Origin of the sequence: Mesorhizobium sp. M0184, assembly GCF_040322215.1 — a bacterium.
Taxonomy (GTDB): Bacteria; Pseudomonadota; Alphaproteobacteria; order Rhizobiales; family Rhizobiaceae; genus Mesorhizobium.
The window spans coordinates 289,287-315,406 of the sequence record NZ_JAMYSZ010000001.1; the positions used below are offsets into that span (position 1 = coordinate 289,287).

The following is a 26,120-nucleotide window of genomic DNA, read 5'->3' on the forward strand; positions in this document are numbered from 1 at the left end:
TCGCGCGTCAATCCTCGTGCAGCACAAATTCCAGGTAAAGATTGCGCTGCAGGATCGAGTGGTTGTCGTCGGACATCAGCGACACGATCAGCGCGCCATCGTCGCGGGTCCAGACGTCGAGCGCTTCCATGTTGTCGATCTGGTAGCCCATGTCGGCTTCGAGCAGCACCGGCCCGTCGGCGACGGCGCCCTTCTCGACGCTTTCGCCATAGATGCGCCGCAGCCGCATCTTGACGCCGCCGGCCATCGAAAAACTGCGCTCCAGAAGCAACAGGTCGCCGTCCGGCAGGAAGGCGCCGTCGGTGATGTCGAAATCGCCATTGCGCTTGATGGTGAAGACGCCCTTGCGCGGCCCTTCGATGATCGCGGCAAAGATGTTGCCGGTCTTGTCGAGGCTCTTTTCCGACACCACGACCAGCCCGCCCGCGTGCTGCCCGTAAGGATGGGCGCGGGTGACGGTCTCGAAGCCGCGATTGCGGCGAAGTTCCCAGGCCGGAATCAGGAAGTCCAATTGCCTGAACGGCGCCTTCATGTCGTCCGGATCGATGTTGAACTCTGCGATACGGTGATCGCGCTCGAAACCGACCGTGGCAATGCCGTCCTTGACCGCGAGGCCTTCGGCATCGACCGCCCATTTCTCGTCGATCGGCTGGCCGGCCGCATCGACCATCTGCTGCATGCGAAAATTCTGGATGCCGGAAGGCCGCTTGTCGGCATCGTGAACGAGGGTGCCGAAGAACCAGAAACCGGTGTCGGCAACGCCGATGAAATCGCTGCCGGGCTTGAGGAACCGAAGCGCCGACAGCGCGCCGAAATCGCGCGTCGGCGAGGTCATTTCGAGCCCGCCGACGAATTCGAGCGGCCCGAACTGTTTTTCGTCATTGCCGATGCGAAACTGGGTTATGGGCCGGGCCGAGATTTCGGCCGGCTCGACCGAGGCCGGCCCGGCAGCGACAGCCGGCGCCAAAGTGATGCCGAACAACGCAATGGCGGCCAAAAGCTTCTGCCAAAAGCCGCCGCGGGAAAAAATCATCCGGCGCGCCGCATGCCGCCGCGCCGCGTATCGCGCACGGTTTCCTCGGCGAACAGCGAGGCCAGCTGCTCGGTCATGGCGCCGGCCAGTTCTTCGGCATCGACGATGGTGACGGCGCGGCGATAGTAGCGGGTGACGTCGTGGCCGATGCCGATGGCCAAAAGCTCGACCGGCGAGCGCGTCTCGATGAGCTCGATGATGGCGCGCAGATGCCGCTCGAGATAATTACCCGGATTGACCGACAGCGTCGAATCGTCGACCGGCGCGCCGTCCGAGATCATCATCAGGATCTTGCGCTGCTCCGGCCGCGCGATCAGCCGGTTGTGCGCCCACAGCAGCGCCTCGCCGTCGATGTTTTCCTTGAGCAGGCCCTCGCGCATCATCAGGCCGAGGTTGCGGCGCGCCCGCCGCCACGGATGGTCGGCGGATTTGTAGATAATGTGGCGCAGATCGTTGAGCCGGCCGGGGTTCGGCGGCTTGCCTTCCTTCAGCCATTTCTCGCGCGCCTGTCCGCCCTTCCAGGCGCGGGTGGTGAAGCCGAGGATTTCGACCGAGACGCCGCAGCGTTCCAGCGTGCGCGCCAGGATGTCGGCGCAGGTGGCGGCGACGGTGATCGGCCGGCCGCGCATCGAGCCCGAATTGTCGAGCACCAGCGACACCACCGTGTCGCGGAATTTGGTATCGCGCTCCTGCTTGAAGGACAAAGGCTGCATCGGGTCGATGACGACGCGCACCAGCCGCGCCGGATCGAGATAGCCTTCTTCGAGGTCGAAATCCCAGGAGCGGTTCTGCTGCGCCATCAGGCGGCGCTGCAGCCGGTTGGCCAGCCGCCCGACGACGCCGGAAAGGTTGGCGAGCTGCTTGTCGAGGAAGGCGCGCAGCCGGTCGAGCTCCTCCTCCTCGCACAGTTCCTCCGCACCTACGGTCTCGTCGAAGGCCGTGGTGAAGACCTTGTAGTCGATCTCTTTCGGCAGATTGGTGAAGGGATTGTCGTTGCGGCGCGCCTCGCCGGGCGTCTCCGCATCGGCGTCGTCATCGTCGGAGAGATCCTCGGCGGTGGCGTCGGAGGCCTCTGTCTCGGCCGATTGCTCGTCGTCCGACGATGCCTCTGTATCCTCGGACTGCGACTGCTCGGAGCCCGAATCGTCTTCGCCGCCCTCCTCGCTCTGCTCCTCGCCTTGCGGCTGGTTTTCGTCGTTGTCTTCGGAGTCTTCCGTCTCCTGGTCATCGCCGAGCTCCTCGGCCATTTCCATGGAGGCGAGCATCTCGCGCACCACGCGGGCGAACGCCTGCTGGTCATCGAGCTTTGCCGACAGCCCGTCGAGGTCGGCGCTGGCCTTTTCCTCGACCCAGGGCCGCCAGAGATCGACCAGCCGTTCGCCGCTCTTCGGCACAGCGCGGCCGGTCAGTTTTTCGCGCACCATCAGCGCCAGCGCCTCCTCGATCGGCGCGTCGGCCTTGTCCTTGACGTCGATGAGGTTGGCCCTGGCGTATTTGTCCTCCAGCATCGAGCCGATATTGTCGGCGACGCCCTGCATGGCGCGGCTGCCGATCGCCTCGACCCGGGCCTGCTCGACTGCGTCATAGATGGCGCGGGCCTGTTTGCCTTCCGGCGCCAGCCTGGTGTGGATGCGCGCATCGTGGCAAGCGCGCTTCAGCGCCATGGAATCGCCGAGCCCGCGGGTGATGGCGATGTCCGCCTTCGACGCCTTCTTCGGCAGTTCGGGCAGCCGGGCGCGGCTGCCGGCCAGTGCCGGCCGGTCCTTGGCGAAGCCGACCTCGAGATCCTTGTCGCCGGCAATGGCGCGCATGCAGACGGTGACGGCGCGCTTGAAGCTGTCGTTCTCAGCGCCGGTCTTGGATTTGTTTCGCGTGTTGTCGCCCGGACCCGCCATCGAGACTCTGCTTAGCCCAGCACCACATTCGCCGCCGATTCCGGCAGATCTTCGCCAAAGGCGCGTTGGTAGAACTCAGCCACCAGCGAGCGTTCCAGCTCGTCGCATTTGTTGAGGAAGGTCAGCCGGAACGCCATGCCGATATTGCCGAAGATTTCGGCATTCTCGGCCCAGGTGATAACCGTGCGCGGGCTCATAACCGTCGACAAATCGCCATTGATGAAGGCCGAGCGCGTCATGTCGGCGACGCGCACCATCTTGTTGACGATCTCCTTGCCCTTGCCATCGCGATAGTGCTTGGCCTTGGCCAGCACGATGTTCACCTCATTGTCGTGCGGCAGGTAGTTCAGCGTGGTGACGATCGACCAGCGGTCCATCTGCGCCTGGTTGATCTGCTGGGTGCCGTGGTAGAGGCCGGTGGTGTCGCCCAGCCCAACCGTGTTGGCGGTCGAAAACAGCCGGAAGGCCGGGTGCGGGCGGATGACCCGGCTCTGGTCGAGCAGCGTCAGCCGGCCCGACGATTCCAGCACGCGCTGGATGACGAACATCACGTCCGGGCGGCCGGCATCGTACTCGTCGAAGCACAGCGCGACATTGTGCTGATAGGCCCAGGGCAGGATGCCGTCGCGGAATTCGGTGATCTGCAGCCCGTCCTTGACGACGATCGCATCCTTGCCGACGAGGTCGATACGGCTGACATGGCTGTCGAGATTGACGCGCACGCAGGGCCAGTTGAGGCGGGCGGCGACCTGCTCGATATGCGTCGACTTGCCGGTGCCGTGATAGCCCGACACCATGACGCGGCGATTGTAGGCAAAGCCGGCGAGGATCGCCATGGTCGTGTTCTTGTCGAACAGGTAGTCCGGATCGATGTCGGGGACATGCTCGCTCGTCACCGCATAGGCCGGCACCACCATCTTGGAGTCGAAGCCGAATGTCTCCTTCACCGACACCGTGGTGTCGGGCAGGTTGGCGATGTCGCGATCGACCTTGTTCATCTCTATCAACATCTCCACAAGCGAAACGCCGCGTTTCGCCGGCAATCGATTTTGTTCGGGGGCGGTCTTAGAGCCTTTTCCAACCTTATGAAAGTTGGAAAGCGACACGAACCGTATGGTCGCTCAGCACAAACCTGCCTGCTTGAGCACGCGATACGCCTGGAGCACATCGCGGAACCGGTCTTCCGAACCTCTGTCGCCGCCATTCGCATCCGGGTGGTGGCGTTTCACAAGTTCCTTATAGCGCGCCTTGATATCCTTGCCAGTTGCCTTTGTATCAAGGCCAAGCGTTTCCAGTGCCTTGGCCTCAAGCGGCTTGGCCTTGCGCTCGCGTGCTTCGCGCGGGTCTTTCGGGCCTTTGAACAGGTCGAACGGATCGCGCATGCGATTGTAGTAGCCGGCGCGACCGGAACGCGCCTGGGCGAAGTCGGGCGAGGAGCGTGTCGAGGCACCGTTGACGCCCATTTTCCAGGTCGGCCGGTGGCCGGTCATGGCTTCCTTCTGGAAGCGGGCGATCTCGGTATCGGGAACGCCCGAGAAATAATTGAAGCCCTTGTTGTACTCGCGCACGTGATCGAAGCAGAACTGGAAATACTCGCCTTCCTTCATCCGTCCGACCGGGGCACGGTGGGTACCGGCCTCCTTGCAGCCATCCCACTGGCAGATCGGCGAACGCGACTTCAGCTCCGCGTCCTTCTCCGGGCGGATGCGAATCTTCTCGAAATATTTTGGGTACGGCTTCATCTCACCCATTTATGGGCTGTTCGCTGATGCGAAACAAGAATTGACATTTTCGCGATGATCGCCCTAACCGCTGAATCGCGGCATAAAACCGGCGAATTGCGAATTTTGTGCGATGACATAGATGTGGTGAAGGGAAGCGGCGATGTCCATACAGGCAACGATGGAAGATAAGCTGAAAAAGGCGTTTTCGCCGGAACGGCTGGACGTCATCAACGAAAGCCATCTCCATGCCGGGCATCATCATGTGGATTCCGGCCATCACGCCACCTTCGACGGCACCGGCGAGACGCATTTCCGCGTCCGCATCGTCGCGCCAGCCTTTGCCGGCATGAGCCGCGTCGAACGTCACCGCGCCGTCAACACATTGCTGGCCGAGGAATTGAAATCCGGCGTCCACGCCCTGGCGATCGAGCCGGTGGCGCCCGGTGAAAAGACCCGCTGGTAAATTTCAGCCGAGGCTCGCCCTCAGGAAGGCCATCACCGCGGCGGTCAATGCATCGCCGTCGGTGCCGAAGTCGCGATTGATCGACATGTGCGAATAGGCGCTGCCGTCGAACAGCGTGACCTTGGTTCCGGTGGCGCGCAGACGCTCGGCGAAGGCCTGCGCGTCCGCCGCGCGGGCTTTCGCCCGCGAATGGGCGATGAAGGTCGGCGGGTGCTTGCGGCCTTCCACATAGGTGACAGGCGACAGCGCGCGCCACTGCGCCGGATCGGGAAAGGCGCGGGCATAGACCCCTGCCATGCCGCCGCTTCTGGCCAGCGCCTCCAGATCGTAGGCCCTGGTGTCGTCGAGAACCAGCGCCGCGACGCCGGGCAGGCCGCCGCGCAGCCCGGTCAATGCGACAAGATGGCAGCCGGCCGAATGGCCCATGGCGACGATCCGGTCCGGATCGCCGCCATGCCTGGCGATGTTGGCGCGGACGTAACGATAGGCCAGTTCGACATCTGCCGCCTGGGTGGCGACGTCGGCTTCAGGCAGCATCCGGTAGTCGATCGAGACGAAGCCGAAGCCATTGTCGAGCAGGAAACCAGGCTTGGAATTGACATTGTTGCGGTTGCCGACCCGCCAGGCGCCGCCATGGACGAAGAAGACGACCGGCAAGCCGCTTGCGCCGTCGCGGGAATAGATGTCGAGCTTGGCCGGCCCATAGTCGAAGGTTTCGGGCGACGGCGAACGCAGCCGCAATGCCGCCGCCTGTCCCGGCAGCAGCGCCGCCATCGACGCCAGAAGCAGGCTTCGCCGATCGATCGTCATCAACTCCTGACTGCCCACGGCTGCCACAAGGTGCGCACTGTCATTCTCCAAGCATCGCCGGCTTGATCCTCAGCCGCGCGATACGGTTCTTGTCGCGCTTCATGACGACGAAGCGCTTGCCGTGAAACGTAAAGGCCTGCTTTTCGTCCGGGATCGACTGCGCCTCGTGGATGACAAGGCCGGCGATGGTGGTGGCTTCCTCGTCCGGCAGGTTCCAGTCGAGCGCCCGGTTAAGGTCGCGGATCGGCACCGTGCCGTCGACGACGACGGAGCCGTCGGCCTCCTGCTTGACGCCCTGGATGTCGATGTCGTGCTCGTCGGCGATCTCGCCGACGATCTCCTCGATGATGTCTTCCAGCGTCACCAGCCCTTCGACCTCGCCATATTCGTCGACGACGATGGCGAAATGCGCCTTGCGGCGCAGGAAGGCATTGAGCTGCTCCTGAAGCGTCGTGGTGTCGGGCACGAACCACGGTTTCGACGCGATCTTCATCACGTCGATCCTGGAAAAATCGTTGCCGACCTCGTTCAGCGCGCGCAGCAGATCCTTCGCGTGCAGCACGCCGACAATGTTGTCGAGCGAACCCTTCCACAACGGCATGCGGGTGTGCGGGCTCTGCAGGATCTCGCGAACCACCGCTTCGGGCGGGTCGTCGGCGTTGACGGAGCGCATATTGGTGCGGTGGACCATGACGTCCGACACTTCGAGCTCCTCGAGGTCGAATAGGCCGCCGATGCGGGCGCGGTCCTCGCGCACCACCTGGCCGTCGCGGCGGAAATCGTCGACGGCGCCGCGCAGTTCCTCGCGCGCCGAGCGCTGCGGCTCGATGCGTTGCAGCTCGTAGCCGAAGGCGGCGAGCAGGCGCCGGCGCAAGACGAAGCCCAGCAGGCCGAGGCCGGCGAGCACGGCAGCCGCGATCCAGCCGGCCTGGCTCATCCCGGGCGGCTTTCCTGCCGACCCGGATGGTTCTCCCGGAGGAACGCCAGCACTTCCGAGGCCGGCACATCCCGGGCGATAAAGGCCTGGCCGATGCCGCGCGTCAGGATGAAGGTCAGCGCGCCGCGCGACACCTTCTTGTCTTGGGTGATGAAGGAGAACAGCGTCTCGGCATCGGGCAGTTCGCCGGGAATGTCGGCCATGCGCCAGGGCAGACCGACGGCGCGAAGATGCGCCTCGACACGCGCCGCGTCGTCGGGGCTCGCCAAATTGAGCCTTGACGAAAAGCGGTGCGCCAGCGCCATGCCGATGGCGACGCCCTCGCCATGCACGAGCCTTGCGCCGTCATAGCCGGTCGCCGCCTCCAGCGCATGACCGAAGGTGTGGCCGAGATTGAGCAACGCGCGGTCGCCGGTCTCGAACTCGTCGCGGGCAACGACGTCGGCCTTGGCACGACAGGCCTCGGCGATGGCCGCGGCCCGCTCCGGCCCGCCGGCAAACACTTGACGCCAGTTTTCTTCCAGCCAGGCGAAAAACTCGGGCCGGTCGATCAGCCCGTATTTGGCCAGTTCGGCATAGCCGGCGCGAAACTCGCGGATCGGCAGCGTGTCGAGCACTCCGGTATCGGCCAGCACCAGCCTGGGCTGGTGGAACACCCCGACGAGGTTCTTGCCGCGCTTGCTGTTGATGCCGGTCTTGCCGCCGACGGAGGAATCGACCTGCGCCAGCAGCGAGGTCGGAACCTGCACGAAATTCATGCCGCGCCGCGCGATGCCGGCGGCAAAGCCGGCCAGGTCGCCGACGACGCCGCCGCCGAGCGCGATGACGACGTCGCCGCGCTCCAGCTTGGCGGCCAGCACGCCGTCGACCACCTCTTCGAGATGCGCAAAGCTCTTGGTCTTTTCGCCTGGCGGCAACGTGATGACGGCATGCTGGATGCCACCGCTTGCCAGGCCGGCCGCAAGCGTCGCGAGATGCGCGGCCGCGACGTTTTCGTCGGTGACGACCGCCGCCCGCGTCCCCGGCAGACGGCGCGAAATCTCGGCGCCGGCGCGTGACAGCAGGCCGGGACCGATCAAAATATCGTAGGCACGCTCGCCAAGCCCGACTTCGACAGAGACCGTTGCATCAGCGCTCACGACCGCACCTCGTCAATGTCGGCAACGCCGAGATGGCCGCGCAGCGCATCCACCACTTCGGCGGCAATGATCTCCTTGCGGTCGTCGCGGGTCGGCACGATGACATCGGCCGCGGCATAAACCGGGTAGCGTTCCGCCATCAGCCGTTCCAGCACGGCGCGTGGATCGGCGCTTTTCAGCAGCGGCCGGTTCTGTTTCTTGGAAACGCGCTCCATCAACAGGTCGATCTCGGCTTTCAGCCAAACCGAGACGCCATGGCTGGCGATCGCCTCGCGCGTCTGCGCGTTCATGAAGGCACCGCCGCCGGTCGACAGCACCTGCGGCCCGTGCTCCAGCACGCGCAGGATGACGCGCTGCTCCAGTGCCCGGAACTCCGCCTCGCCATAGCGCTCGAACAGGTCCGGGACGCTCATGCGCGAAACAGTTTCGATCTCCTGGTCGCTGTCGATGAAGGGCAGTGCCAGCATCGCCGCCACCTTGCGGCCGATCGCCGTCTTGCCGGCGCCCATCAGCCCGACGAAGACGATGGAACGGCCGCCCAGCCGGCCGAGCAGCGCGGCATGGCTCTCGCCCGGAGGATTTGCTGGTAGCGCGTTCATGCTTCTAGGCCTCTTTGGCGGCGTATCGACATCAAAAGCCTGTTTGCGTCAAGCGCGGCGCAACCGGGACTATGGGCTTCACCCTTGAATTGGCCGGATTGGCGTCTCATAAGGGCACAGGGTTGGAAATGCAGAATAAGACGACGGGCGAAAATTAATGCCGACACTGTTTCGCTTTGTCGTGACGCTCGCGATTCTGGCCGGCATTGTCTATGGCGCGATGTTCGCCCTGGTCATGTTCGTCGAGCCGAGGAAGGCGGAAATGAGCGTGCGTATCCCTCCGGAAAAGCTCAATCCCAAAAAATGAACAGCGCCGCCCGCATCGAAGCTTTCCTGGAGATGATGAGCGCCGAGCGCGGCGCGGCCGAAAACACGCTTTCCTCTTATCGCCGCGACCTCGAAGAGGCTTCCGCCGGGATCGGCGGTGGGCTTGCCGCTGCCACCAGCGCCGACATCCGCGCCTATCTCGACGACATCGCCGCGCGCGGCTTTGCCGCCACCTCGCAGGCGCGCAAATTGTCGGCGATCCGGCAGTTCTTCAAGTTCCTCTACGCCGAAGGCCTGCGGGGTGACGATCCGACCGGCACGCTGGACAGTCCGAGGAAAGGCCGGCGGCTGCCTAAGACGATGAGCGAGGCCGATACCGGCCGGCTGCTCGACCGCGCGGCGCAGGAGGCGGTGGACCCCTCCATGCATGACGGCGACAGGCTGGCGGCGCTGCGCCTGCACGCGCTGGTCGAGGTGCTCTACGCCACCGGCTTGCGCGTTTCGGAGCTGGTCGGCCTTCCCGTGACGGTGGCACAGCGCGACGACCGCTTCTTCATGGTGCGAGGCAAGGGCAACAAGGAGCGCATGGTGCCGCTGTCGGCCAAGGCGCGCACCGCGATGCGGACATGGCTTGCCGCACGGGGGGCGGTGCCGGCTCTTGCCGACAGCCCGTTCCTGTTTCCGGCTGCCTCCGACAGCGGCTATCTCTCGAGACAGGTCTTTGCCCGCGAACTGAAGGGGCTTGCCGCGCGGGCCGGCATTGCCACGGCGAAGATATCGCCGCATGTGCTGCGCCACGCTTTCGCCAGCCATCTGCTGCAGAACGGCGCCGATCTCAGGGCCGTGCAGCAGCTGCTCGGCCATGCCGATATTTCAACGACGCAGATCTACACGCATGTGCTGGAGGAGCGGCTGGTGCGTCTGGTCAACGATCATCATCCGCTTGCCGACTAGGCGTCATGTCGCTATGTGAGAACGACGTTCCACCGCGCCCAGCCTGCATTTTCAGGCTTGCGTCAGTCATTGCCTTCCGACTTGCCGGTTCGCCCAAGAATGTACAATTACCTCGATTTCGAAAAGCCTGTGCAGGATCTCGAAGGCAAGATCCTTGAGCTGAAGAAGCTTGCCGAGAACGGCGAGGCGGTCGATGTCGGCGATGAGATCGCCCGTCTCGAGAAGCGCTCGCGCGATGCGCTGCGCGACGCCTACAAGGCGCTGACCCCATGGCAGAAGGTGCAGGTGGCGCGCCATCCGGACAGGCCGCATTGCATCGATTACATCAAGGGTCTGCTTACCGATTTCACGCCGCTCGCCGGCGACCGCAATTTCGGCGAGGACCAGGCGATCGTCGGCGGCTTCGCCCGCTTCCGTGGCGAGCCGGTGGCAATTATCGGCCAGGAGAAGGGTTCCGATACGACAAGCCGGCTGAAGCATAATTTCGGCTCGGTGCGGCCGGAGGGCTACCGCAAGGCGGTGCGGCTGATGGAACTCGCCGACCGGTTCCAAATCCCGCTGCTGACGCTGGTCGACACTGCCGGCGCCTACCCCGGCGTCAACGCCGAAGAGCGCGGCCAGGCGGAAGCCATCGCCCGCTCGACCTCGGCCTGCCTCGGCCTGAAGGTGCCGTCGATCTCGGTGGTGATCGGCGAAGGCGGCTCGGGCGGCGCCATAGCGATCGCCACCGCCAACCGCGTCTACATGCTCGAACACGCCATCTATTCGGTGATCTCGCCGGAAGGCGCCGCCTCGATCCTGTGGCGCGACACCACGCGGTCCAAGGACGCTGCGACCAACATGAAGATCACGGCGCAGGATCTGTTGGAGCTGAAGATCATCGACGCCATCGTCGCCGAGCCGCTCGGCGGTGCCCATCGCGCCCCCGAAACGGTGATCGCCGCCACCGGCGACCTCATCGCCAGGACGATGAAGGAATTCTCCGGCGCCAACACCGACTTCCGCGAGCATCGCCGCGAGAAATACCTGGCGATGGGCCGCAATCTGTAACATCCGGCGGGCACGCGGCCCGAAATGTGGCGGCGTGAACCAGTTTCGCCACAAAAATGCCGCTGCATTCGGCTCAGTGGGCTTGCCGTAAGGGGACGCGCCAGCATGATTGCGGTAAGGAATTTTCAAGGTTAACGGGCTTAGGGTCCGTCAGTGGTCAGTTTAGCAGCCGCGGCATCCGCGGTGCAGAAATGAAGACGATAGCCATATCCATGTTTGCCAAGCTTGCCCGCACCGGAGTTCTGATCGCTGCGATCGGCGTCGCCGGCTGCAATGATGCTTCGATGAAGGATTTTGCGCCGCAAGCCAACAAGCCGCTGCCGGACAAGATCCTGGCCGAGATGAAGGCCAAGGGCATGGTCCGCACCTCTTCGGTGATGGCCCGCATCTTCAAGGAAGAAGGCAAGCTCGAAATCTGGAAGGCCAAGACCAACGGCCGCTACGACCTGGTCGCCAGCTACGACATCTGCAAATGGTCGGGCAAGCTCGGGCCGAAGTTCACCGAAGGCGACCGCCAGGCGCCGGAAGGCTTTTACACGGTCCGCCCGGCACAGATGAACCCGCGGTCGAATTATCACCTGTCCTTCAACATCGGCTACCCGAACGCCTATGACCGCGCCAATGGCCGCACTGGTTCCAACCTGATGGTCCATGGCGCCTGCTCGTCGTCTGGCTGCTATTCGATGACCGACGCGCAGATCGAGCAGATCTACGCCTTCGGCCGCGACGCCTTCCAGGGCGGCCAGACCGAGTTCCAGATCCAGGCTTTTCCGTTCCGCATGACCGCAGCCAACATGGCGCGCTATCGCAACGACCCGAACTACGAATTCTGGAAGATGCTGAAGGTCGGCTACGACAATTTCGAGGTTACCAAGGTGCCGCCGAAAGTCGACGTCTGCGAGAAGCGCTACGTCTTCAACCAGGTAGCGGCCGACGGCTCGACCTTTAATCCGACCGGCGCTTGCCCTGCGACCACCCAGCCCGATTCGCTGAAGAGCGCCATCAACGCCTATCAAAGCACCTATGAGGCGGCCTTCAACGGCGCCATGAAGGCCAGCGTGCCGGCACCCAAGCCGACCATCGCCGGGATCAAGGAAGCCAGCATCGTTTCCGACTGGTCGAAACGGCGTGCGCGCGGCGAACGCGTTCCGATCGAGCCGCCCTCGCTCAACCCGGACGGCACCGTGGCCGAAACGGCGCGCATGGGCCGCATCGATTCGCCGGCGGGCCGCAAGATGGCGGCGCTCGATGCCGAAAAGGCCGCCAAGCAGAAGGCCGAGGAACAAAGGCTTGCCGCCATAGAAGCGGCCAAGGCCGCGAAACAGGCAGCCAAGGCACAGGCCTTGGCCGAGAAGGAAGCTGCCAAAGCCCCGGCGCTCGCCGAAAAGGAAGCTGCCAAGACCGCCGCAGAGATGCCTGTCGCCACCGCCACCGTAGCGCCATCGGACGCCGCCCCGGCAGTCGAAACGCAGGCTGCGGACGCCGAAAGCACGGCGACAAGGTTGAAGAAAAAGCTGCTCGGCATGTTTGGCGGCTGAACTTCATGCTTGAGCAAGACGATGGGGGACAGGAACACAGGCCCTCAACTAGCCCCGCCGCCGTCTACGACCTCAAAGGCCTGAACTGCCCGTTGCCCGTGCTCAAGGCAAAAAAGCGCCTGGCCGCAATGCAGCCGGGCAGCCGCCTCTGGCTCGAAACCACCGATCCGCTCGCCGTCATCGACATTCCCGCCTTCTGCGCCGAGAGCGGCCATCGGCTGATCGAAACGGCGGCGGCGGCAGGCGGCCACCGCTTCCTGGTCGAGCGCGCCGGCTGAACGCGTAATCTCCCCCCTTGAGGGGGAGATGGCCGGCAGGCCAGAGGGGGTCGCCGCGCGTGAAGCACCAATCTTTTTTTCGTCCCACAGGGGGTCGCGCCAGCCGAGGCGACCCCCTCTGTCGCCTTCGGCGACATCTCCCCCTCAAGGGGGGAGATCACGATCCGGCAATAGCCAGCGGGTTGCTTTCCAGTGCTGCGCGATCCGGCGTGTCGATCGACGGCCGGTTGGTGAAGGCGGCGAACAGCCGCCGGACATAGTCTTCGGGCATGTCGAGCGTGATCAGCACCAGTCTGGTGCCGCGCTGGCTGTCCGGCCAGGCCGGCAGTTGCACCGGCGGATGCAGGATCTTCTGCACGCCATGGATAACCAGCGGCCGCGACGGGTCTTCTGCAAGCTCGATGACGCCTTTCATCCGCAAAAGGCGCTCGCCATGCGCCGAGCGCAACAGATCGAGGAACATCTCGATTGCCGAAAACGGCACCGGCCCGTCATGAACCAGCGAATACGAACGCACGCGGGAATCGTGCCTGTGGTCATGGTGATCATGGTCGGCATGGTCATGCCCGTCGTGATCATGCCCGCCGTGGTCATGCCCGCCGTGGTCATGGTCGTGGCCGGCTTCTTCGCCGAGCCAACGCTGCACATCGACGGATTTGGTGGCCGGATTGTAGAGGCCGCTATCGAACAGGGTCGCGGTGCTTGCCTCGCCCGCGTCGAGCACCACGGCGCCCGGGTTGAGCTGCCTGAGCCGCGCCCGCAACGCCTCGACATCGCCTGCATCCGTGGTCAGGTCGGCCTTGCTGAGCACGATGCGATCGGCGACGGCCACCTGCTTCACCGCCTCGACATGCGCATCGAGCGTCGCATTGCCGTTGACGGCATCGACCAGGGTGATGACGCCGTCGAGCCGGAAGGCCTGGACCAGGGCCGGGTGTGCCATGATCGACTGCAGTACGGGGGCGGGATCGGCGAGCCCGGTGGTCTCGACGATGACGCGGGCAAGCCGGTCGATGCGGCCGGTCTGCAGGCGGTCGACGAGGTCAGCCAGCGTGTCGACCAGCTCGCCGCGCACCGTGCAGCAGAGACAGCCGTCGGAGAGCTGGATGATGCCGTCGGAGGCCTGCTCGACCAGGAGATGGTCGATCGCCACCTCGCCGAACTCGTTGATGATGACGGCGGTGTCGGCGAGCGCCGGATCCCGGAGCAGCCGGTTGAGCAGCGTCGTCTTGCCGGCACCGAGAAAGCCGGTGAGCACCGAAACGGGGATCGGGAAGCCGGCCATGCGGCTAGTTCAGCGCCTTGGCCGGCTGCTGGACCTGCGCGGCGGTGGCGGATCCGGCCACAACTGGCTCGGCGCCGGCCGGCGGCGCCCGGTCCGGCCGCCATGTCGGCAGCGGCACGTCGGCATATTCCTGCCCGGAGGCGTCGAGCATCGCCTTCGGCTTCGGTCCCGTGGCGCCGCCGAGGCCGACGGCGATCAGCGTCGGTACATGGTCGAGCTTTTCCTGATAGGGCGATTTCGGCACGTCCTTGCCCTTGTCGCCGACGGCGGGTGCGGTTTCCGACTGCTCCTCGACCGGCTTCTTCTTGCAGATTTCGTCATTCATGTCGTTGGCCGACATGGTATCGCCATAGGTGGGTAGCGCCGCTACCGTCAGCCAGCTCGGCGCCGGCGTTGCAAAGCCCTGGTCGAGCAATTTTGCCGCCGCCTCGGCGCGGGTAATGGCCGATTGCTCGCCGAGCACCACGGCGACCAGGGTGCGGCCGTTGCGGGTCGCCGAACCGATCATGTTGAAGCCGGACGAGCAGACGAAACCCGTCTTCATGCCGTCGGCACCCGGATAGCGGCCGATCAGCAGGTTGTAGTTGGAGATCGCCTTCTTGCCGACGGCAAGGCCTTCGATCGAGAACCAGGGGGCATATTGCGGAAATTCCTTGCGAATCGCCATCACCAGCAAAGCGAGATCGCGCGCTGTCGTATACTGGTCCGGCGAATAGAGCCCGTTCGGATTGACGAAATGCGACCCGCTCATGCCGAGCCTCTGCGCTTCGGCGTTCATGCGTTCGGCGAAAGCCGCTTGCGAACCGCCGATATTCTCGCCGACCGCCATGGCGATATCGTTGGCCGATTTGACCAGCATCATCTTCAGCGCATTGTCCAACCGCATCACCGAGCCCGGCTCGAAGCCCATTTTGCTCGGCGGCTCGCCGGCAGAATGTTTCGTTACCTTGATCGGCGAATCGAGCTGGACCTCGCCCGCGGCAATCGCCCGAAACGCCACATAGGCGGTCATCAGCTTGGTCAGCGAAGCCGGGTACCAGCGCCTGAACGCCTCCTGGTGCTGCAGGATCTTGCCGCTGTTCAGGTCGAACAGGATTGTCGGATTGGCCAAGGCGGGCCCGGCCAGCGACGCAAGCACCACCGTGCCCGCCACCAACAGTTTGAGGAAATGCCTGTAGCGCATCATGAAAACCGAAATAGCCTCTTGCCGCAGTCCCACCTGGCTCCGTAAGATTTCGTTACACGATCGCCAGGATAATGGTCCGGCCCTCTGTTCCCGGACCACAGTCGCGGTGCTATTTACTCTATGTGACGTCAACATGGCAAAGTGCTGCCGATCACAATGTGGAAGCAGCAGCACAATGCAAAGCAGCGTGCATGGTTGCAAGGCAGCAGGCACAATTGCAAAGCAGCAGGCCAAGACCGCCTGCTCCAACAGCGAAATGGAACCATCATGCCGATCCTGAACCGAGCCGCCGAAATGCAGGACGAGGTGGCCGGCTGGCGCCGCCATTTGCACCAGACGCCGGAGCTGAATTTCGACGTCTTCAAGACCGCCGCTTTCGTCACCGAGAAGCTGAAGGCTTTCGGCTGCGACGATATCGTGACGGGTTTGGGCAAGACCGGCGTTGTCGGCATCATCCGCGGCCACCACGGCGAAGGCTCGACCATCGGCCTGCGCGCCGACATGGATGCCCTGCCGCTCAACGAGATCACCGGCAAATCCTATGCTTCGACCGTCCCCGGCAAGATGCACGCCTGCGGTCATGACGGCCACACCGCGATGCTGTTGGGTGCCGCCAAATACCTCGCCGAAACGCGCAATTTCGCCGGCTCCGTCGCGGTCATCTTCCAGCCGGCCGAAGAGGGCGGCGGCGGCGGCAACGAGATGGTCAAGGACGGTATGATGGAGCGCTTCGGTATCTCCAAGGTTTTCGGCATGCACAACATGCCGGGCCTGCCGGTCGGCCAGTTCGCCATCAGGCCGGGCCCGATCATGGCGGCGACCGCCGAATTCACCATCACCGTCAAGGGCCGGGGCGGCCACGCGGCGATGCCGCACGGCACCATCGATCCGATCGTCATCACCAGCCAACTCGTCGGCGCATTGCAGACGATCGCCTCGCGCAGCACCGATCCGGTCGAGGCGGTGGTCGTCTCGGTGACGAAATTCCACGCCGGCGACGCCTATAACGTCATTCCCGAGACCGCCGAGATCGCCGGCACCGTACGCACGCTGAAGAAGGAAGTCGCCAAGAAGGCCGAAGAGCGCATCCGCGCACTTTGCCAAGGCCTGGGCGCTGCCTTCGGCGCGACAATCGAGGTTGATTACAATGCCAATTACCCCGTCACCTTCAACCATCCGGAAGAGACGGTCTTTGCCAGCGACATCGCGGCCGACGTCGCCGGCGAAAGCCATGTGCACCGCGCGATCCAGCCGGTGATGGGCGGCGAGGATTTCTCCTACATGCTTGAAGCGCGGCCGGGCGCCTTCATCTTCATCGGCAATGGCGATACCGCCGGCCTGCACAACCCAGCCTACGACTTCAACGACGAGGTCATCCCGCACGGCATGAGCTATTGGGTGAAGCTGGCGGAAACAGCGCTGGCGGCGTAGCCATTCGGCATCGGCGGTGCGGCAACCGCCGCACCTCTGGGCGGCAAAACCGGGCAGGACATGTTCTGCTGGTCACTTCCGGCCGGACGACTTCCGGGCAAGGCCGAAGGCAATGCCCAGAGCAATACCTATCCCGATGCCCGCAACAATGTTGTCCAACACGACGCCGATAGCCACGCCGATCACGACGCCGAGCGTGAGGTGTTTGGCATCCATTATGCCCGGTCATGTAGCGTGGAAGGGAAGAGCCGCAACCGCTACGGTCCGCTCTTCGGATCCTCGACCTCCAGCGCCTCCATGACCGGCGCCAGCTCATTGTCGTCGGCAGCCTGCGGCTCTTCGCCTGTCCTCGCCTTCGTCAGGGCTGCCTCGATCGCCTCCTGGATATTGCCGAGTTCGTCTTCGCGAACCTCGTGGCCATAGCCGGCAGCATCGGCATCCTGCTCGAATTGCTGCGCCAGGACGGCGACGCTCACCTCGCTCTCGGCGGGCAGATTGCCGACATTCTCCTGCAGCCACGTTTGAAAGAACTCTTTGGTGGCGCTCATGCGGTGTCTCCTTCGGGACACTAAAGCGCGCCGGCGTCCCGAAAGTTCCGCTATCCCGACCTCTTTGGGGCCTGCTCCCACATTCGGCCAGGCGGCGTCGGCGCCGCCTGGCTCGGCTGCTTACTGGCTGGCAGCAGTCGTCGGTTCGCATGACACGTTCGGGTTCATATCGGCGAACGCGCCGGTCGGGTTGCCCTTCCAGGCCCAGACATGCAGCTCATAGAACGGACCGAGGCCATAGCGATTGGGCGCGCTGTTGAAGTTGAACAGATGTCCATCGAGCGAGGCCGGGCCTTTCGAGGTGATGTATTCGACCGCGATCAGTTTTAGCGTGCCGTCGGCCATCGGCTCGTACATCACCGCTTCCGGCTTGGCGACATCGACAGCGTCGTCCTTGAGGTAGCCGGGACTGACGTAGTGGATGCCCATGGCGCCGCCGGTGATGCCGCTGGCGCAGGGAATCGGCGCATAGCCCTCGGCGGTCGCCGCCGCCACATTCTCGAAGCGGCTGTTGGCCGCGCGTACCTTGTCGGCCAGCGGATTGGGACCGGACGCGGGCGCTGCCTGATGCGCCTGCGCCAACGCAGTGCAGGCCGACAGCAGCGCCGCGGCAGCGAGAAGTCTATTGCGAAAGTTGATTGTCATAGTCATTCCATTCTTCTTGAAAAGCACAGCCCGGCTGGCCGCCGGAGGTAAGGAGGTCCGGCAGGTGGGCGCTGTGGCTGTTGTTGCTGGGAGATCCCTATCCCGATGCGACGAATGCAGGGGAAGATCATCCCTTCGGCAGATACGGGATCGTCCCAGCCAGATCGGAGTTGTCGATCAGCTGGAAACGGCTGTCGCTGCCGCCCTGACGGGCCGAAACGAACGGTGCGTAGGCAGGATCGTCGGTGAAGGCGCGCGCCGCTGCCTCGGTCGGGAACGCCATCAAGGCAATCAGCGTCGTGTCGAGCGGCTTGCCTTCGAGTGTCTTCACATTGCCGCTGCGCGACAGATATCTGCCGCCGTGCTTGTGAACGAGGTCGTGGACCGACGCGGCATAGGCCGGCATCCACTTCGGGTCCCTCACCTTGATGTCTGCGATAACGTAAGCGGTCATGGGTCATGTCTCCTGGTCGTGCACAGGGGTATCCCGTGCAGCGGCAGAGGGGTCGCACGGCAAGGGTCGCCTCAGCCAGTCCGCGATCTGTACTGGTGTGGTACAGTTTCTGTACTCGCCGTGCCGCCGGGGAAGGCCTATGATCCCGGCTGAGTTTGAGGGGAAGGCAACATCATGACCCAGTCCGGATACAAGCAGTTCTGCCCGCTATCGATGGCCGCCGAGGTGCTGTGCACCCGCTGGACCATGGTTCTGCTTCGCGAATTGGTGGCGGGCTCGACCCGTTTCAACGATCTGCGCCGCGGCGTCCCCAAAATGTCGCCGACCCTTCTGTCGCAACGCCTCAAGGAGCTCGAGCTGGCCGGGATCGTCGAGCGCAAGGAGGTGCGCGGCGAGAAAGGCATCTTCGAATACCGGATGACCGAGGCAGGCAGGGATCTGCGTTCCGTTGTCGAGGCGATGGGCTTTTGGGGGCAGAAATGGGTCGAGTCGCGGCTGTCGCTGAAGAACCTCGATCCGTCGCTGCTGATGTGGGACATGCGGCGCAACCTCAACGCGTCGCCGCTGCCCGACGGGCGCACGGTGATACAATTTCTGTATCAGGAGCTCCCCGCCTCGAAACGGTCATGGTGGCTGATCGTCGAGAAGCACGGCGAGGTCGACCTCTGCTGGTACGACCCGGGCTTCGATGTCGATCTCTACGTCTCGACCGACCTGCACACCATGACCGAAATCTGGATGGGGCTGATCACCGTCGAGAAGGCAGGGACGAAAGTCATCTTGACGGGAGACCAGGATATCGCCCGTAAAATGCAGACCTGGCTGGGCCTGAGCCCGTTCGCGGTCGAACCCAAGCGAGCGGCCTAGCTACCTCTTGGCGAAACGATCCGAAGCGGTTATGTGTCGGGCGCGATGGTCCCGTAGCTCAGTAGGATAGAGCGGCAGATTCCTAATCTGTAGGTCACAGGTTCGATTCCTGTCGGGATCACCATGCTTTTCAATCACTTAGCGCGAAATCGCCGTACTTTTTTGCAGGATTTTTGCGAAATAAGTACGGCGAATTTCGCAGACCTTCAGACTTTGGGCACACATATTCCAAGGGCGAAGCGGCCCAAAACCGCTGCGAAGCGCGGCGCTACGATGCCTAAATCGAGGTAGGTAATCGTTGTTCCCAATCAACTTGCCCGTTTTTCGATGCACCGAGACGACGGACGGCAGCCGCTACCGACCGTCAGCGTCGACGTCTCCTAGCCGCTGTAGGTTCAAATCGCGGACACGATTTAAAGCTGTAAACCGCCCTGTAGCTTGCAAGGAAGTCGAGTTAGCAAATAAATTCAGTGGCCGCACTGTATTGGCGGTATCCTCCCGCTACCACCTTTTCTTAGAACTATGCAGTGGTTGGGCGCCATAGGCGCCGGCCGGTCAAGCACGATGATCTCGCCATCGATGATAGTGCTTTGCACGTTGAGTTTCTTGGCGGCGCCGAAAGGTCTCGCTACTTCGTCGTCCAATCGAGACCGCGGCGAGTAAGAATGCGAACATCGGCATCATCGATCACGAGGTCGAACTCGTGTGTCCATCCGTCCCCTTGGGGCGGATTGTCCACCAAAGTTCGCATCATAGGGGGAATGGACGCGCCCGGTCTGGCGGCTAGAGGAACGGAACGCTATCATTTTATTGTATTAGCAATGACGCATGAAATGGCCTACAATTTACTCTACCCGGCAGCGCCACTGGCAGCCGGTAGGCCCGGCGGCCCGCTGGAACCCCCGATCGGCTGTCGGCCCGTCCCCATGAAAGTTACGTGCGGTGGCGACCAACGTGAGACGAGATCGAACCAACAACCCCGCAGCCGGCATCAAGGGCAAGCGCCACGGGCCGCCGGCCAACGACGAAGCAGGATATTTCGAGTTCTGCCCCGTTTGTGGCCAGACGTTCGACAAGCGAAACCTTGGCGAGGTGCTGCATCACTGTCTCCCCGACCATGAGCCGTTGAACTCGATGAATAGGTGACTAGCGTTCGAACAGATGGTTTCGCTCATCCAAGATCGTGATCGGTCCCAACCAGATGATCTCAAAAGTGATTGCGGATGTGGTCGTTAAAGTAGCGGGCTTGGCGAAGGCCGCTTTGAACCCGGCAAAGGTCTCAGGTGGTACCCGGAACCATTGCACATTGAGCGGAATTGGCTGAAAGTGATCGAACCACAGGACAGGGATGTCGGACGGCCACGCATCCAGGTGGCCGAGGCGCGGGTCGATCGGCGGGACAGGGGGAGAAATGCACCCTTGGACGAAGGCTGAGCTTGCGGAGATCACTGGAGGCATATGGGAAGGCGACCTGCCGGAAGGCTGGACGACCGACTGCATAGCCTTCTGCGACGCACTGATCGGCCCCGGCGCGCTCGTCATCCCGTGCGTTGGCACCTACCGTTACGGCGTACACCCCAGGAAGATCAGGCGCTTCAGGCGACAGGGGCTCGCGCTCCTCGCGGACCGAGAGTACCGGCCCAACTTCGAAGACTTGCCGTTGCTCCGGGTGGCTTCGGTCCGCGTCGCCATGAAGTATCTCGCCGAGCGAGCGCGGTCTGCTTACGGCGGACGCCTGATCGCGGTTGGCGGCAGCGTCGGCAAGACGAGCACCACGGCGATGATCAACGTCATTCTGACCGCAGCTGGTTATCCACCTTTTCCGGGCGAAAACTTCAATACCGTCTCCGGCGTGCTCGGCCTGATCGCCAACCTTCCCCCTGATGGCATCCACGCTGTCGAGGTGTCGATTGGCTTTTTTCGGCGGCTCCTTGAGGTATCCGCGCTCAAGCCGCATGTCGCTCTTATCACGACGATCGGCGACGCCCATCTCGAAGAGTACGGCTCGCGTGAGGCCATCGCCAAGTTGAAAGCCCGCCTGTACGATGTCGCTGAGGGCGGCATATCGATCGTCCCCCGGGATTCCGAGCATTTCGAATATCTCCGAGCCCGCGCGCTGTCGTTCGGGGCGAAGGTCGTGTCCTTCGGTGAACATGCTAAGGCCGACTACCGGCTCGTGGACTATTCGCACGAAGATCAACTGGTGCGTGCGGTCCTGAAGGGCCGGGATTTCGCCTACAAGCTAGGTAATCCAGGGCGGCACATGGCAGTCAACAGCCTCAGCGCGCTGGCGGCTGTCGATTTGCTCGGCCTTGATCTGGGAGCTGCGACCGACGCGCTCGGGGAGGTGCAGGCCATCCACGGACGTGGCGAAGTCATACGCATCGCCCTCGCGTCCGGCGAGATCCATGTCGTCGATGAGGCCTACAACGCGAATCCGACATCGGTGGCCGCCGTGCTGGCGGCACTCGCTGAGGGGAAGCGCGCAAGTGGGGGCCGAAAGCTTGCCCTTCTTGGCGACATGCGGGAACTCGGGCCACGATCGGCCGAATTTCACGCCGGTCTGGCGGAACCCGTTCTCGCGGCCGATCTGGATATGGTGATGACGGTTGGGACGCAGATGACATATCTCCGTCGTGCCCTGCCGGAGTACCTCCTCGGCCCACACTTCGCGACAGCAGACGATGTGTTGCCCGAGCTCGCCACTATCCTGCGCGCGAAGGACCGCCTTCTTGTAAAAGCTTCGAATGCCATGGGTCTGCATGAAGTTGTAACTCGCTTGCGCCGGCAATTTGGACGCTAGTCCGCCGCGATATAGCATCGGTGTTTGAGATCGAGAGTGCCCGAAACGTTGAGATTCGTCGAATTTTGCTGTTTTTTTGGACCAAAGCAGATAAATTGACCGGAGATCAGCTCCGCCCATGACTGGTTCCACTACCAAACAGTCTCAGGCACTTAGCGGAAAATTGTGCTTCGCCGCCTGATTCGATCTGTGCTGCCTCCGGGTGACCAGGGTAGCGCCGGCTGGACGCCGCCAACCGAAGAGCTGCGCACAGTCATGCCAGCTCGGTCATTTCGGCCATGCATATAACGGCAGCCGCCGGGAATGGTTGGTTGGTCCGAGCCCAATACAGCAACAACAAAGATATAGCCCTGTGCCGAGCACTGACATCAGTATTGCTTCAGCGAAGGAGCACTATTCCTAAGTCTCCAAGGCCTTTCGGCGGAGTCGCACCATACCAGTCCAGGGCCACGCTCGAGTTGCCACTATAGAAAAATTGCCACGCAACAATCCAACCTGAGTTGGCAGTCGACTTCAGGTCTGTTGTCCCTCTCATCCGAAAACGATGATGGGGCAGGTAGATAGCCCCTTCAATTAAGTAGTTTTTGTTTCCGGACAATGAGACCGTTGGCACAGAGGGCGTAACTGTGCGTGACCCGAAGATAGCGATGCCAGCGTAAATGCCGCTCGTGGGAGCCGAAATCCTTACGCCACCTTTGCCTGCTGACTGAATAATGCTTGACTCGGAGTCAACGAATATCGTGACTTCGTGGCCCGAGAGATTCACATGGCTGCCGATGCTCACTGTTGCGTTCTGAAAATAGTGAACTCCGGGAGAAAGAACGACATTTCCATCGAGGTCGATGTTTCCACAGAACACCCGGCCGGCCGGAATGGTAACATCGGTCAGCATCTGATCACTGTAGTCGCAGCCGTTCGGTGGAACGGGCTGCGGTAGATCGACAAGTGGGTCTGCAAGTTCAGGTTGGTTGGTTTTCGGGATGATGGTGTAACCACCGCCTTGGTAATTGCCCACTATAGAGATTTTTCTGGCGACAATCTTTCCGGTTCCAACGTGCCTCAGTGCCCTTGGACTGGAGGAATTCACTTGGATACCGCAGTTTGGCACCGAAAGCCCCCCGGAACCCATTACCGTCAGCGCTCCATTTGAGGCAGGATCGAGGACATAGAAGCAATAATCCGGCGCGGCTTTTCGGGCCGTTGCCGCCGCGTGAAGGTTAATGCTCCGAATTCCAGCAAGACTCATGAAAGCGGTTGGCATTCCAGCTGAGATTTCAACCGCCGCCTCTCGCGTCCCAGCAGAAGGAGTGGTGATGCTCACCCCAACGACAGCGCCGGTCACGAAGGAGCCATTGGCCAGCGCCCAATTCTTCGCGGCCTGCACGGCTGCTTCGTTTCCTCCATCGCTCTCGACAGCAACAAGAGCCGCCGAATCGGCTATCTCCTGCAGCTTGGATCTCCAGGAAGCGGCGTTGGTAAAGTCAATGCTAAGGCCGAGGGCCAAGCCCAGTGGCACCACCATTAAGGCCATCGCGACGGCAAAGTTCCCCCGTTTTTCGGGCGGCAGATCTTTCAGTCTCCGCATCCAGAAGCCCTCTCTTAAGAGCAACTTAGACCGAAGACTGTTTAGAATTTACTAAATTAGAACAACAAAAACGCAGCGGCAATTCACGCTCGGCAAAAAGGCGATGCAAGCTGTCTCGCTGTAAGCGCTGTTGTGGGACCACCTTTCGGGAGTGGTCGTGATCTGTGAGGTTGCCGGTTCTGCATTGGGATCGGAGATCGGCTTGTGTCTGGACTTGACCTTACGCTTGACCCGGAGCGGCAGCCTCGGCGTTTCGAGGTGATCAACGGTGCTGGCGGTCGGCGTCAGTGGTCGGTGGATGACAAGGCGCGGATCATCGCGGAGACGCTGGAGCCGAATGCAGTCATTTCCGAGGTCGCCCGCCGGTATGGCCTCAGGCCGCAGCAGGTCTTCGCCTGGCGCCGCGAAGCGCGCAAACAGGCCGCTTCGGTGCAGCAAGATTCTCCTGCCTTCGTGCCGGCGGTTGTGGCGGCAGCGGAGCCTGTAGCCAGGCATCCACCGAAGCAGCGGAAACGGCAAGCCACTCGAGACGCCGGCATGATCGAGCTTGAGATCGACGGCATCGCGATGCGCGTCGGCCGGGGCGCCGATACCAAGACGGTGGCCGCAGTGATCCGCGCGCTGAAGGCGACGTCGTGATCGGGCCGACGGGTGCGGTCAAGGTCATGGTGGCGACGAAGCCGGTCGACTTCCGCAAGGGCGCGGAGGGATTGGCGGCGCTGGTGCGAGAGACGATGGGGGCCGATCCGTTCAGCGGGGCCGTCTACGTCTTCCGGGCGAAGCGGACTGACCGGATCAAGCTGATCTTCTGGGACGGCACCGGCGTCTGCCTCTATGCCAAGCGTTTGGAGGATGGGGAGTTCCGCTGGCCGAAAGTGCATGACGGCATGATGCGGCTGACGGCCGCGCAGCTCTCGGCGCTACTCGAAGGTCTCGACTGGCGGCGCGTCCATGAGGCGCGCCGGACCCGCGTTCCAGCCCAGGCCGGCTGACCCGCGACGAAGTGAATCAGTCTGGATTCCGCTGTCGCGGGCTGTCGGCGAATATGGTCTGATCCGGTCATGGCGATGACGGCTGACCAGCTTCCCGACGATCCGGACGCGCTGAAGGCGATGGTCCTGGCGCGCGACGTCGAGAATGCCCGCCTAGTCCAGATCCTCAAGGAATTGCAACGTCACCGCTTCGGCCGTCGTGCTGAGACGCTCCCCGAGGATCAGTTGCTGCTGGGACTCGAAGAGGCCGAACAGATCGAGGCCGCGGGTGACGAAGAGCAGGAGCAATCTGCTCCCGCCGAGCGCCAAGCAAAGACCACCAAGCGCCGGGCGAACCGCGGCGCGCTGCCACCCCATCTGCCGCGCACGGAGATGGTCGTCGACATTGAGGACCATGCCTGTCCGTGCTGCCGCAATGGCCTGCATCGCATCGGCGAGGACGTGAGCGAGCGGCTCGACATCGTGCCAGCGCAGCTGCGTGTGATCGTCGTGCGGCGACCAAAATATGCCTGCCGCGCCTGCGACGACGTGGTGGTTCAGGCTCCCGCACCCGCCCGGCTGATCGAGGGCGGCCTTCCGACCGAGGCAACGGTCGCCCAGGTCCTGGTCTCAAAATATGCCGATCATCTGCCGCTCTATCGTCAGGCGCAGATCTACGCCCGGCAAGGCATCAATCTCGATCGCTCCACGCTCGCCGACTGGGTCGGCCGCGCCGCCTGGCACCTGCGTCCGGTGCATGAGCGGCTGCTTGGCAAATTGAAGTCCTCGCCAAAACTCTTCGCCGACGAGACGACCGCGCCGGTGCTCGATCCCGGCCGCGGCAAGACCAAGACCGGGCAGCTCTGGGCCTATGCGCGTGACGATCGGCCAAGGCAGGGAGCCGACCCGCCGGGCGTCGCCTATGTCTACGCACCCGACCGGAAGGCCGAGCGTCCGATCGCTCATCTCGCAGGCTTCACTGGAATCCTGCAGGTCGACGGCTATGGCGGCTATCGTGTGCTGGCCGACAAGAGCGACGTCACGCTCGCATTCTGCTGGGCGCACGTTCGCCGGCGGTTCTATGAATTGGCCGCCGCTGGCCCCGCGCCGATTGCCAGCGAGGCGCTGAGACGGATCGCCCAACTCTACAGAATAGAGGACGATATCCGCGGCCGATCGGCCGATGAACGCCGTGCGATGCGTCAGGAAAAGAGCGCTTCAGTTATCGCCGATCTTGAACCCTGGCTGCGCGAGAAGCTCGGCCTGATCAGCCAGAAGACAAAGCTCGCCGAGGCGATGCGCTACACGCTCTCGCGCTGGCAAGGCCTCTCGCGCTTCCTTGACGACGGCCGCATCGAGATCGACAGCAACACCGTCGAGCGCTCAATCCGTCCGATCGCGCTCAACCGCAAGAACGCGCTCTTCGCGGGCTCGGACGGCGGTGCCGAACACTGGGCAGTCATCGCGTCGCTCATCGAAACCTGCAAACTCAACGGTGTCGAGCCGCTCGGCTATCTCGCCAACGTACTCACCAGGATCGTCAACGGCCATCGGAACAGCCGGATCGACGACCTGCTGCCTTGGGCCTACATCCGCGCCCCCGAGCTAAAGGCCGTGGCCTGAGAACAGCGCTTACGTCTCGCTGCTCATTGAGCTGA

Annotated in this window: 28 protein-coding genes and 1 tRNA gene; 13 read left to right on the top strand and 16 right to left on the bottom strand. The window is 63.1% G+C overall.

Going from position 1 to position 26,120, the window contains the following annotated elements; genetic code table 11:
- Positions 1-7: 7 nt before the first annotated feature.
- The 4 genes from NKJ23_RS01470 to NKJ23_RS01485 all read right to left on the bottom strand — a co-directional run bounded on the left by NKJ23_RS01470 (position 8) and on the right by NKJ23_RS01485 (position 4,679).
- Positions 8-1,033, bottom strand: a complete 1,026-nt coding sequence (locus NKJ23_RS01470) for an esterase-like activity of phytase family protein (RefSeq protein WP_352634059.1) — start codon at positions 1,031-1,033, stop codon at positions 8-10.
- Positions 1,030-2,928 carry a cobaltochelatase subunit CobT gene (gene cobT / locus NKJ23_RS01475; protein ID WP_352634061.1) on the bottom strand — a complete coding sequence of 633 codons (1,899 nt, stop codon included), beginning with the start codon at positions 2,926-2,928 and terminating at the stop codon, positions 1,030-1,032. Before cobT ends, NKJ23_RS01470 begins: the two co-directional genes overlap by 4 nt.
- A gap of 11 nt (positions 2,929-2,939) precedes the next feature.
- Positions 2,940-3,926 (bottom strand): cobaltochelatase subunit CobS, encoded by a 987-nt coding sequence (gene cobS, locus NKJ23_RS01480; RefSeq protein WP_352451201.1) that lies wholly within the window; start codon positions 3,924-3,926, stop codon positions 2,940-2,942.
- A 123-nt stretch (positions 3,927-4,049) separates the two neighbouring features.
- A complete protein-coding gene (locus NKJ23_RS01485; protein ID WP_036238769.1) occupies positions 4,050-4,679 on the bottom strand; it encodes a J domain-containing protein in 630 nt (209 codons plus the stop codon).
- Positions 4,680-4,812: 133 nt separating this feature from the next.
- Here NKJ23_RS01485 and NKJ23_RS01490 point away from each other — a divergent pair, with 133 nt between their 5' ends.
- Positions 4,813-5,115 (top strand): BolA family protein, encoded by a 303-nt coding sequence (locus tag NKJ23_RS01490; protein ID WP_352677790.1) that lies wholly within the window; start codon positions 4,813-4,815, stop codon positions 5,113-5,115.
- Positions 5,116-5,118: 3 nt separating this feature from the next.
- Here the strand turns inward: NKJ23_RS01490 and NKJ23_RS01495 are convergent, their stop codons facing one another.
- From NKJ23_RS01495 to NKJ23_RS01510, 4 genes are read right to left on the bottom strand one after another with little or no spacing between them, the layout of a single operon-like run.
- Positions 5,119-5,925, bottom strand: a complete 807-nt coding sequence (locus NKJ23_RS01495; protein ID WP_352677791.1) for an alpha/beta hydrolase — start codon at positions 5,923-5,925, stop codon at positions 5,119-5,121.
- 40 nt (positions 5,926-5,965) lie between these two features.
- On the bottom strand, positions 5,966-6,862 hold the full coding sequence (locus NKJ23_RS01500; RefSeq protein WP_023677887.1) for an HlyC/CorC family transporter: 897 nt from the start codon (positions 6,860-6,862) through the stop codon (positions 5,966-5,968).
- Entirely contained in the window at positions 6,859-8,001 is a 1,143-nt protein-coding gene (aroB, locus tag NKJ23_RS01505) for a 3-dehydroquinate synthase (protein ID WP_352677793.1), read from the bottom strand. Before aroB ends, NKJ23_RS01500 begins: the two co-directional genes overlap by 4 nt.
- The gene (locus NKJ23_RS01510) at positions 7,998-8,600 is read right to left on the bottom strand and encodes a shikimate kinase (protein ID WP_352451197.1); all 603 of its coding nucleotides are present in this window, start codon (positions 8,598-8,600) and stop codon (positions 7,998-8,000) included. The genes aroB and NKJ23_RS01510 overlap by 4 nt, the downstream gene beginning before the upstream one ends.
- Positions 8,601-8,757: 157 nt before the next feature.
- On the opposite strand from NKJ23_RS01510, the gene NKJ23_RS01515 reads away from it, so the two are divergent.
- From NKJ23_RS01515 to NKJ23_RS01535, 5 genes are all read left to right on the top strand, one after another.
- Positions 8,758-8,907: a hypothetical protein gene (locus NKJ23_RS01515; RefSeq protein WP_023677884.1), complete on the top strand. Its 150-nt coding sequence runs from the start codon at positions 8,758-8,760 to the stop codon at positions 8,905-8,907.
- Positions 8,904-9,821, top strand: a complete 918-nt coding sequence (locus NKJ23_RS01520; RefSeq protein ID WP_352677794.1) for a site-specific tyrosine recombinase XerD — start codon at positions 8,904-8,906, stop codon at positions 9,819-9,821. Before NKJ23_RS01515 ends, NKJ23_RS01520 begins: the two co-directional genes overlap by 4 nt.
- Before the next feature lie 99 nt (positions 9,822-9,920).
- Positions 9,921-10,871: an acetyl-CoA carboxylase carboxyltransferase subunit alpha gene (locus NKJ23_RS01525; protein ID WP_352451195.1), complete on the top strand. Its 951-nt coding sequence runs from the start codon at positions 9,921-9,923 to the stop codon at positions 10,869-10,871.
- A 212-nt stretch (positions 10,872-11,083) separates the two neighbouring features.
- Positions 11,084-12,409, top strand: coding sequence for a L,D-transpeptidase family protein (locus tag NKJ23_RS01530; RefSeq protein ID WP_352678084.1), 1,326 nt, complete (start codon positions 11,084-11,086; stop codon positions 12,407-12,409).
- 5 nt (positions 12,410-12,414) lie between these two features.
- Complete coding sequence (locus NKJ23_RS01535; RefSeq protein ID WP_352646696.1) at positions 12,415-12,687, top strand: sulfurtransferase TusA family protein; 273 nt, start codon at positions 12,415-12,417, stop codon at positions 12,685-12,687.
- Between the two features lie 157 nt (positions 12,688-12,844).
- On the opposite strand, the gene NKJ23_RS01540 is transcribed toward NKJ23_RS01535, so the two are convergent.
- Entirely contained in the window at positions 12,845-13,972 is a 1,128-nt protein-coding gene (locus NKJ23_RS01540) for a CobW family GTP-binding protein (RefSeq protein ID WP_352589741.1), read from the bottom strand.
- A gap of 4 nt (positions 13,973-13,976) precedes the next feature.
- Positions 13,977-15,155 carry a D-alanyl-D-alanine carboxypeptidase family protein gene (locus NKJ23_RS01545; RefSeq protein WP_023677878.1) on the bottom strand — a complete coding sequence of 393 codons (1,179 nt, stop codon included), beginning with the start codon at positions 15,153-15,155 and terminating at the stop codon, positions 13,977-13,979.
- A gap of 270 nt (positions 15,156-15,425) precedes the next feature.
- Between NKJ23_RS01545 and NKJ23_RS01550 the strand changes: the two genes are divergently transcribed.
- Positions 15,426-16,589 carry a M20 aminoacylase family protein gene (locus tag NKJ23_RS01550; RefSeq protein WP_023677877.1) on the top strand — a complete coding sequence of 388 codons (1,164 nt, stop codon included), beginning with the start codon at positions 15,426-15,428 and terminating at the stop codon, positions 16,587-16,589.
- 72 nt (positions 16,590-16,661) lie between these two features.
- Here the strand turns inward: NKJ23_RS01550 and NKJ23_RS01555 are convergent, their stop codons facing one another.
- From NKJ23_RS01555 to NKJ23_RS01570, 4 genes are all read right to left on the bottom strand, one after another.
- On the bottom strand, positions 16,662-16,805 hold the full coding sequence (locus tag NKJ23_RS01555; protein WP_198023575.1) for a glycine zipper domain-containing protein: 144 nt from the start codon (positions 16,803-16,805) through the stop codon (positions 16,662-16,664).
- A 41-nt stretch (positions 16,806-16,846) separates the two neighbouring features.
- A complete protein-coding gene (locus tag NKJ23_RS01560; protein ID WP_352457623.1) occupies positions 16,847-17,137 on the bottom strand; it encodes a hypothetical protein in 291 nt (96 codons plus the stop codon).
- Positions 17,138-17,257: 120 nt separating this feature from the next.
- On the bottom strand, positions 17,258-17,788 hold the full coding sequence (locus tag NKJ23_RS01565) for a hypothetical protein (RefSeq protein ID WP_352677797.1): 531 nt from the start codon (positions 17,786-17,788) through the stop codon (positions 17,258-17,260).
- A gap of 121 nt (positions 17,789-17,909) precedes the next feature.
- On the bottom strand, positions 17,910-18,236 hold the full coding sequence (locus tag NKJ23_RS01570; protein WP_023677873.1) for a DUF1330 domain-containing protein: 327 nt from the start codon (positions 18,234-18,236) through the stop codon (positions 17,910-17,912).
- A 174-nt stretch (positions 18,237-18,410) separates the two neighbouring features.
- On the opposite strand from NKJ23_RS01570, the gene NKJ23_RS01575 reads away from it, so the two are divergent.
- A complete protein-coding gene (locus tag NKJ23_RS01575) occupies positions 18,411-19,103 on the top strand; it encodes a winged helix-turn-helix transcriptional regulator (protein WP_023677872.1) in 693 nt (230 codons plus the stop codon).
- A 47-nt stretch (positions 19,104-19,150) separates the two neighbouring features.
- A tRNA-Arg gene (locus NKJ23_RS01580) sits at positions 19,151-19,227 on the top strand.
- 809 nt (positions 19,228-20,036) lie between these two features.
- Here NKJ23_RS01580 and NKJ23_RS01585 read toward each other — a convergent pair.
- Positions 20,037-20,204, bottom strand: coding sequence for a hypothetical protein (locus NKJ23_RS01585; protein WP_352677799.1), 168 nt, complete (start codon positions 20,202-20,204; stop codon positions 20,037-20,039).
- Between the two features lie 310 nt (positions 20,205-20,514).
- Between NKJ23_RS01585 and NKJ23_RS01590 the strand changes: the two genes are divergently transcribed.
- A complete protein-coding gene (locus NKJ23_RS01590) occupies positions 20,515-21,906 on the top strand; it encodes a UDP-N-acetylmuramoyl-tripeptide--D-alanyl-D-alanine ligase (RefSeq protein WP_352677801.1) in 1,392 nt (463 codons plus the stop codon).
- Between the two features lie 379 nt (positions 21,907-22,285).
- On the opposite strand, the gene NKJ23_RS01595 is transcribed toward NKJ23_RS01590, so the two are convergent.
- Entirely contained in the window at positions 22,286-23,491 is a 1,206-nt protein-coding gene (locus tag NKJ23_RS01595) for a TadE/TadG family type IV pilus assembly protein (protein WP_352677803.1), read from the bottom strand.
- A gap of 204 nt (positions 23,492-23,695) precedes the next feature.
- On the opposite strand from NKJ23_RS01595, the gene tnpA reads away from it, so the two are divergent.
- The 3 genes from tnpA (at position 23,696) to tnpC (ending at position 26,085) form a co-directional block, all read left to right on the top strand.
- The gene (gene tnpA / locus NKJ23_RS01600) at positions 23,696-24,130 is read left to right on the top strand and encodes an IS66-like element accessory protein TnpA (RefSeq protein ID WP_352677805.1); all 435 of its coding nucleotides are present in this window, start codon (positions 23,696-23,698) and stop codon (positions 24,128-24,130) included.
- On the top strand, positions 24,127-24,483 hold the full coding sequence (tnpB, locus tag NKJ23_RS01605) for an IS66 family insertion sequence element accessory protein TnpB (protein ID WP_023709031.1): 357 nt from the start codon (positions 24,127-24,129) through the stop codon (positions 24,481-24,483). The genes tnpA and tnpB overlap by 4 nt, the downstream gene beginning before the upstream one ends.
- Before the next feature lie 69 nt (positions 24,484-24,552).
- Positions 24,553-26,085, top strand: coding sequence for an IS66 family transposase (gene tnpC, locus NKJ23_RS01610; protein WP_352677807.1), 1,533 nt, complete (start codon positions 24,553-24,555; stop codon positions 26,083-26,085).
- Positions 26,086-26,120 lie beyond the last annotated feature (35 nt).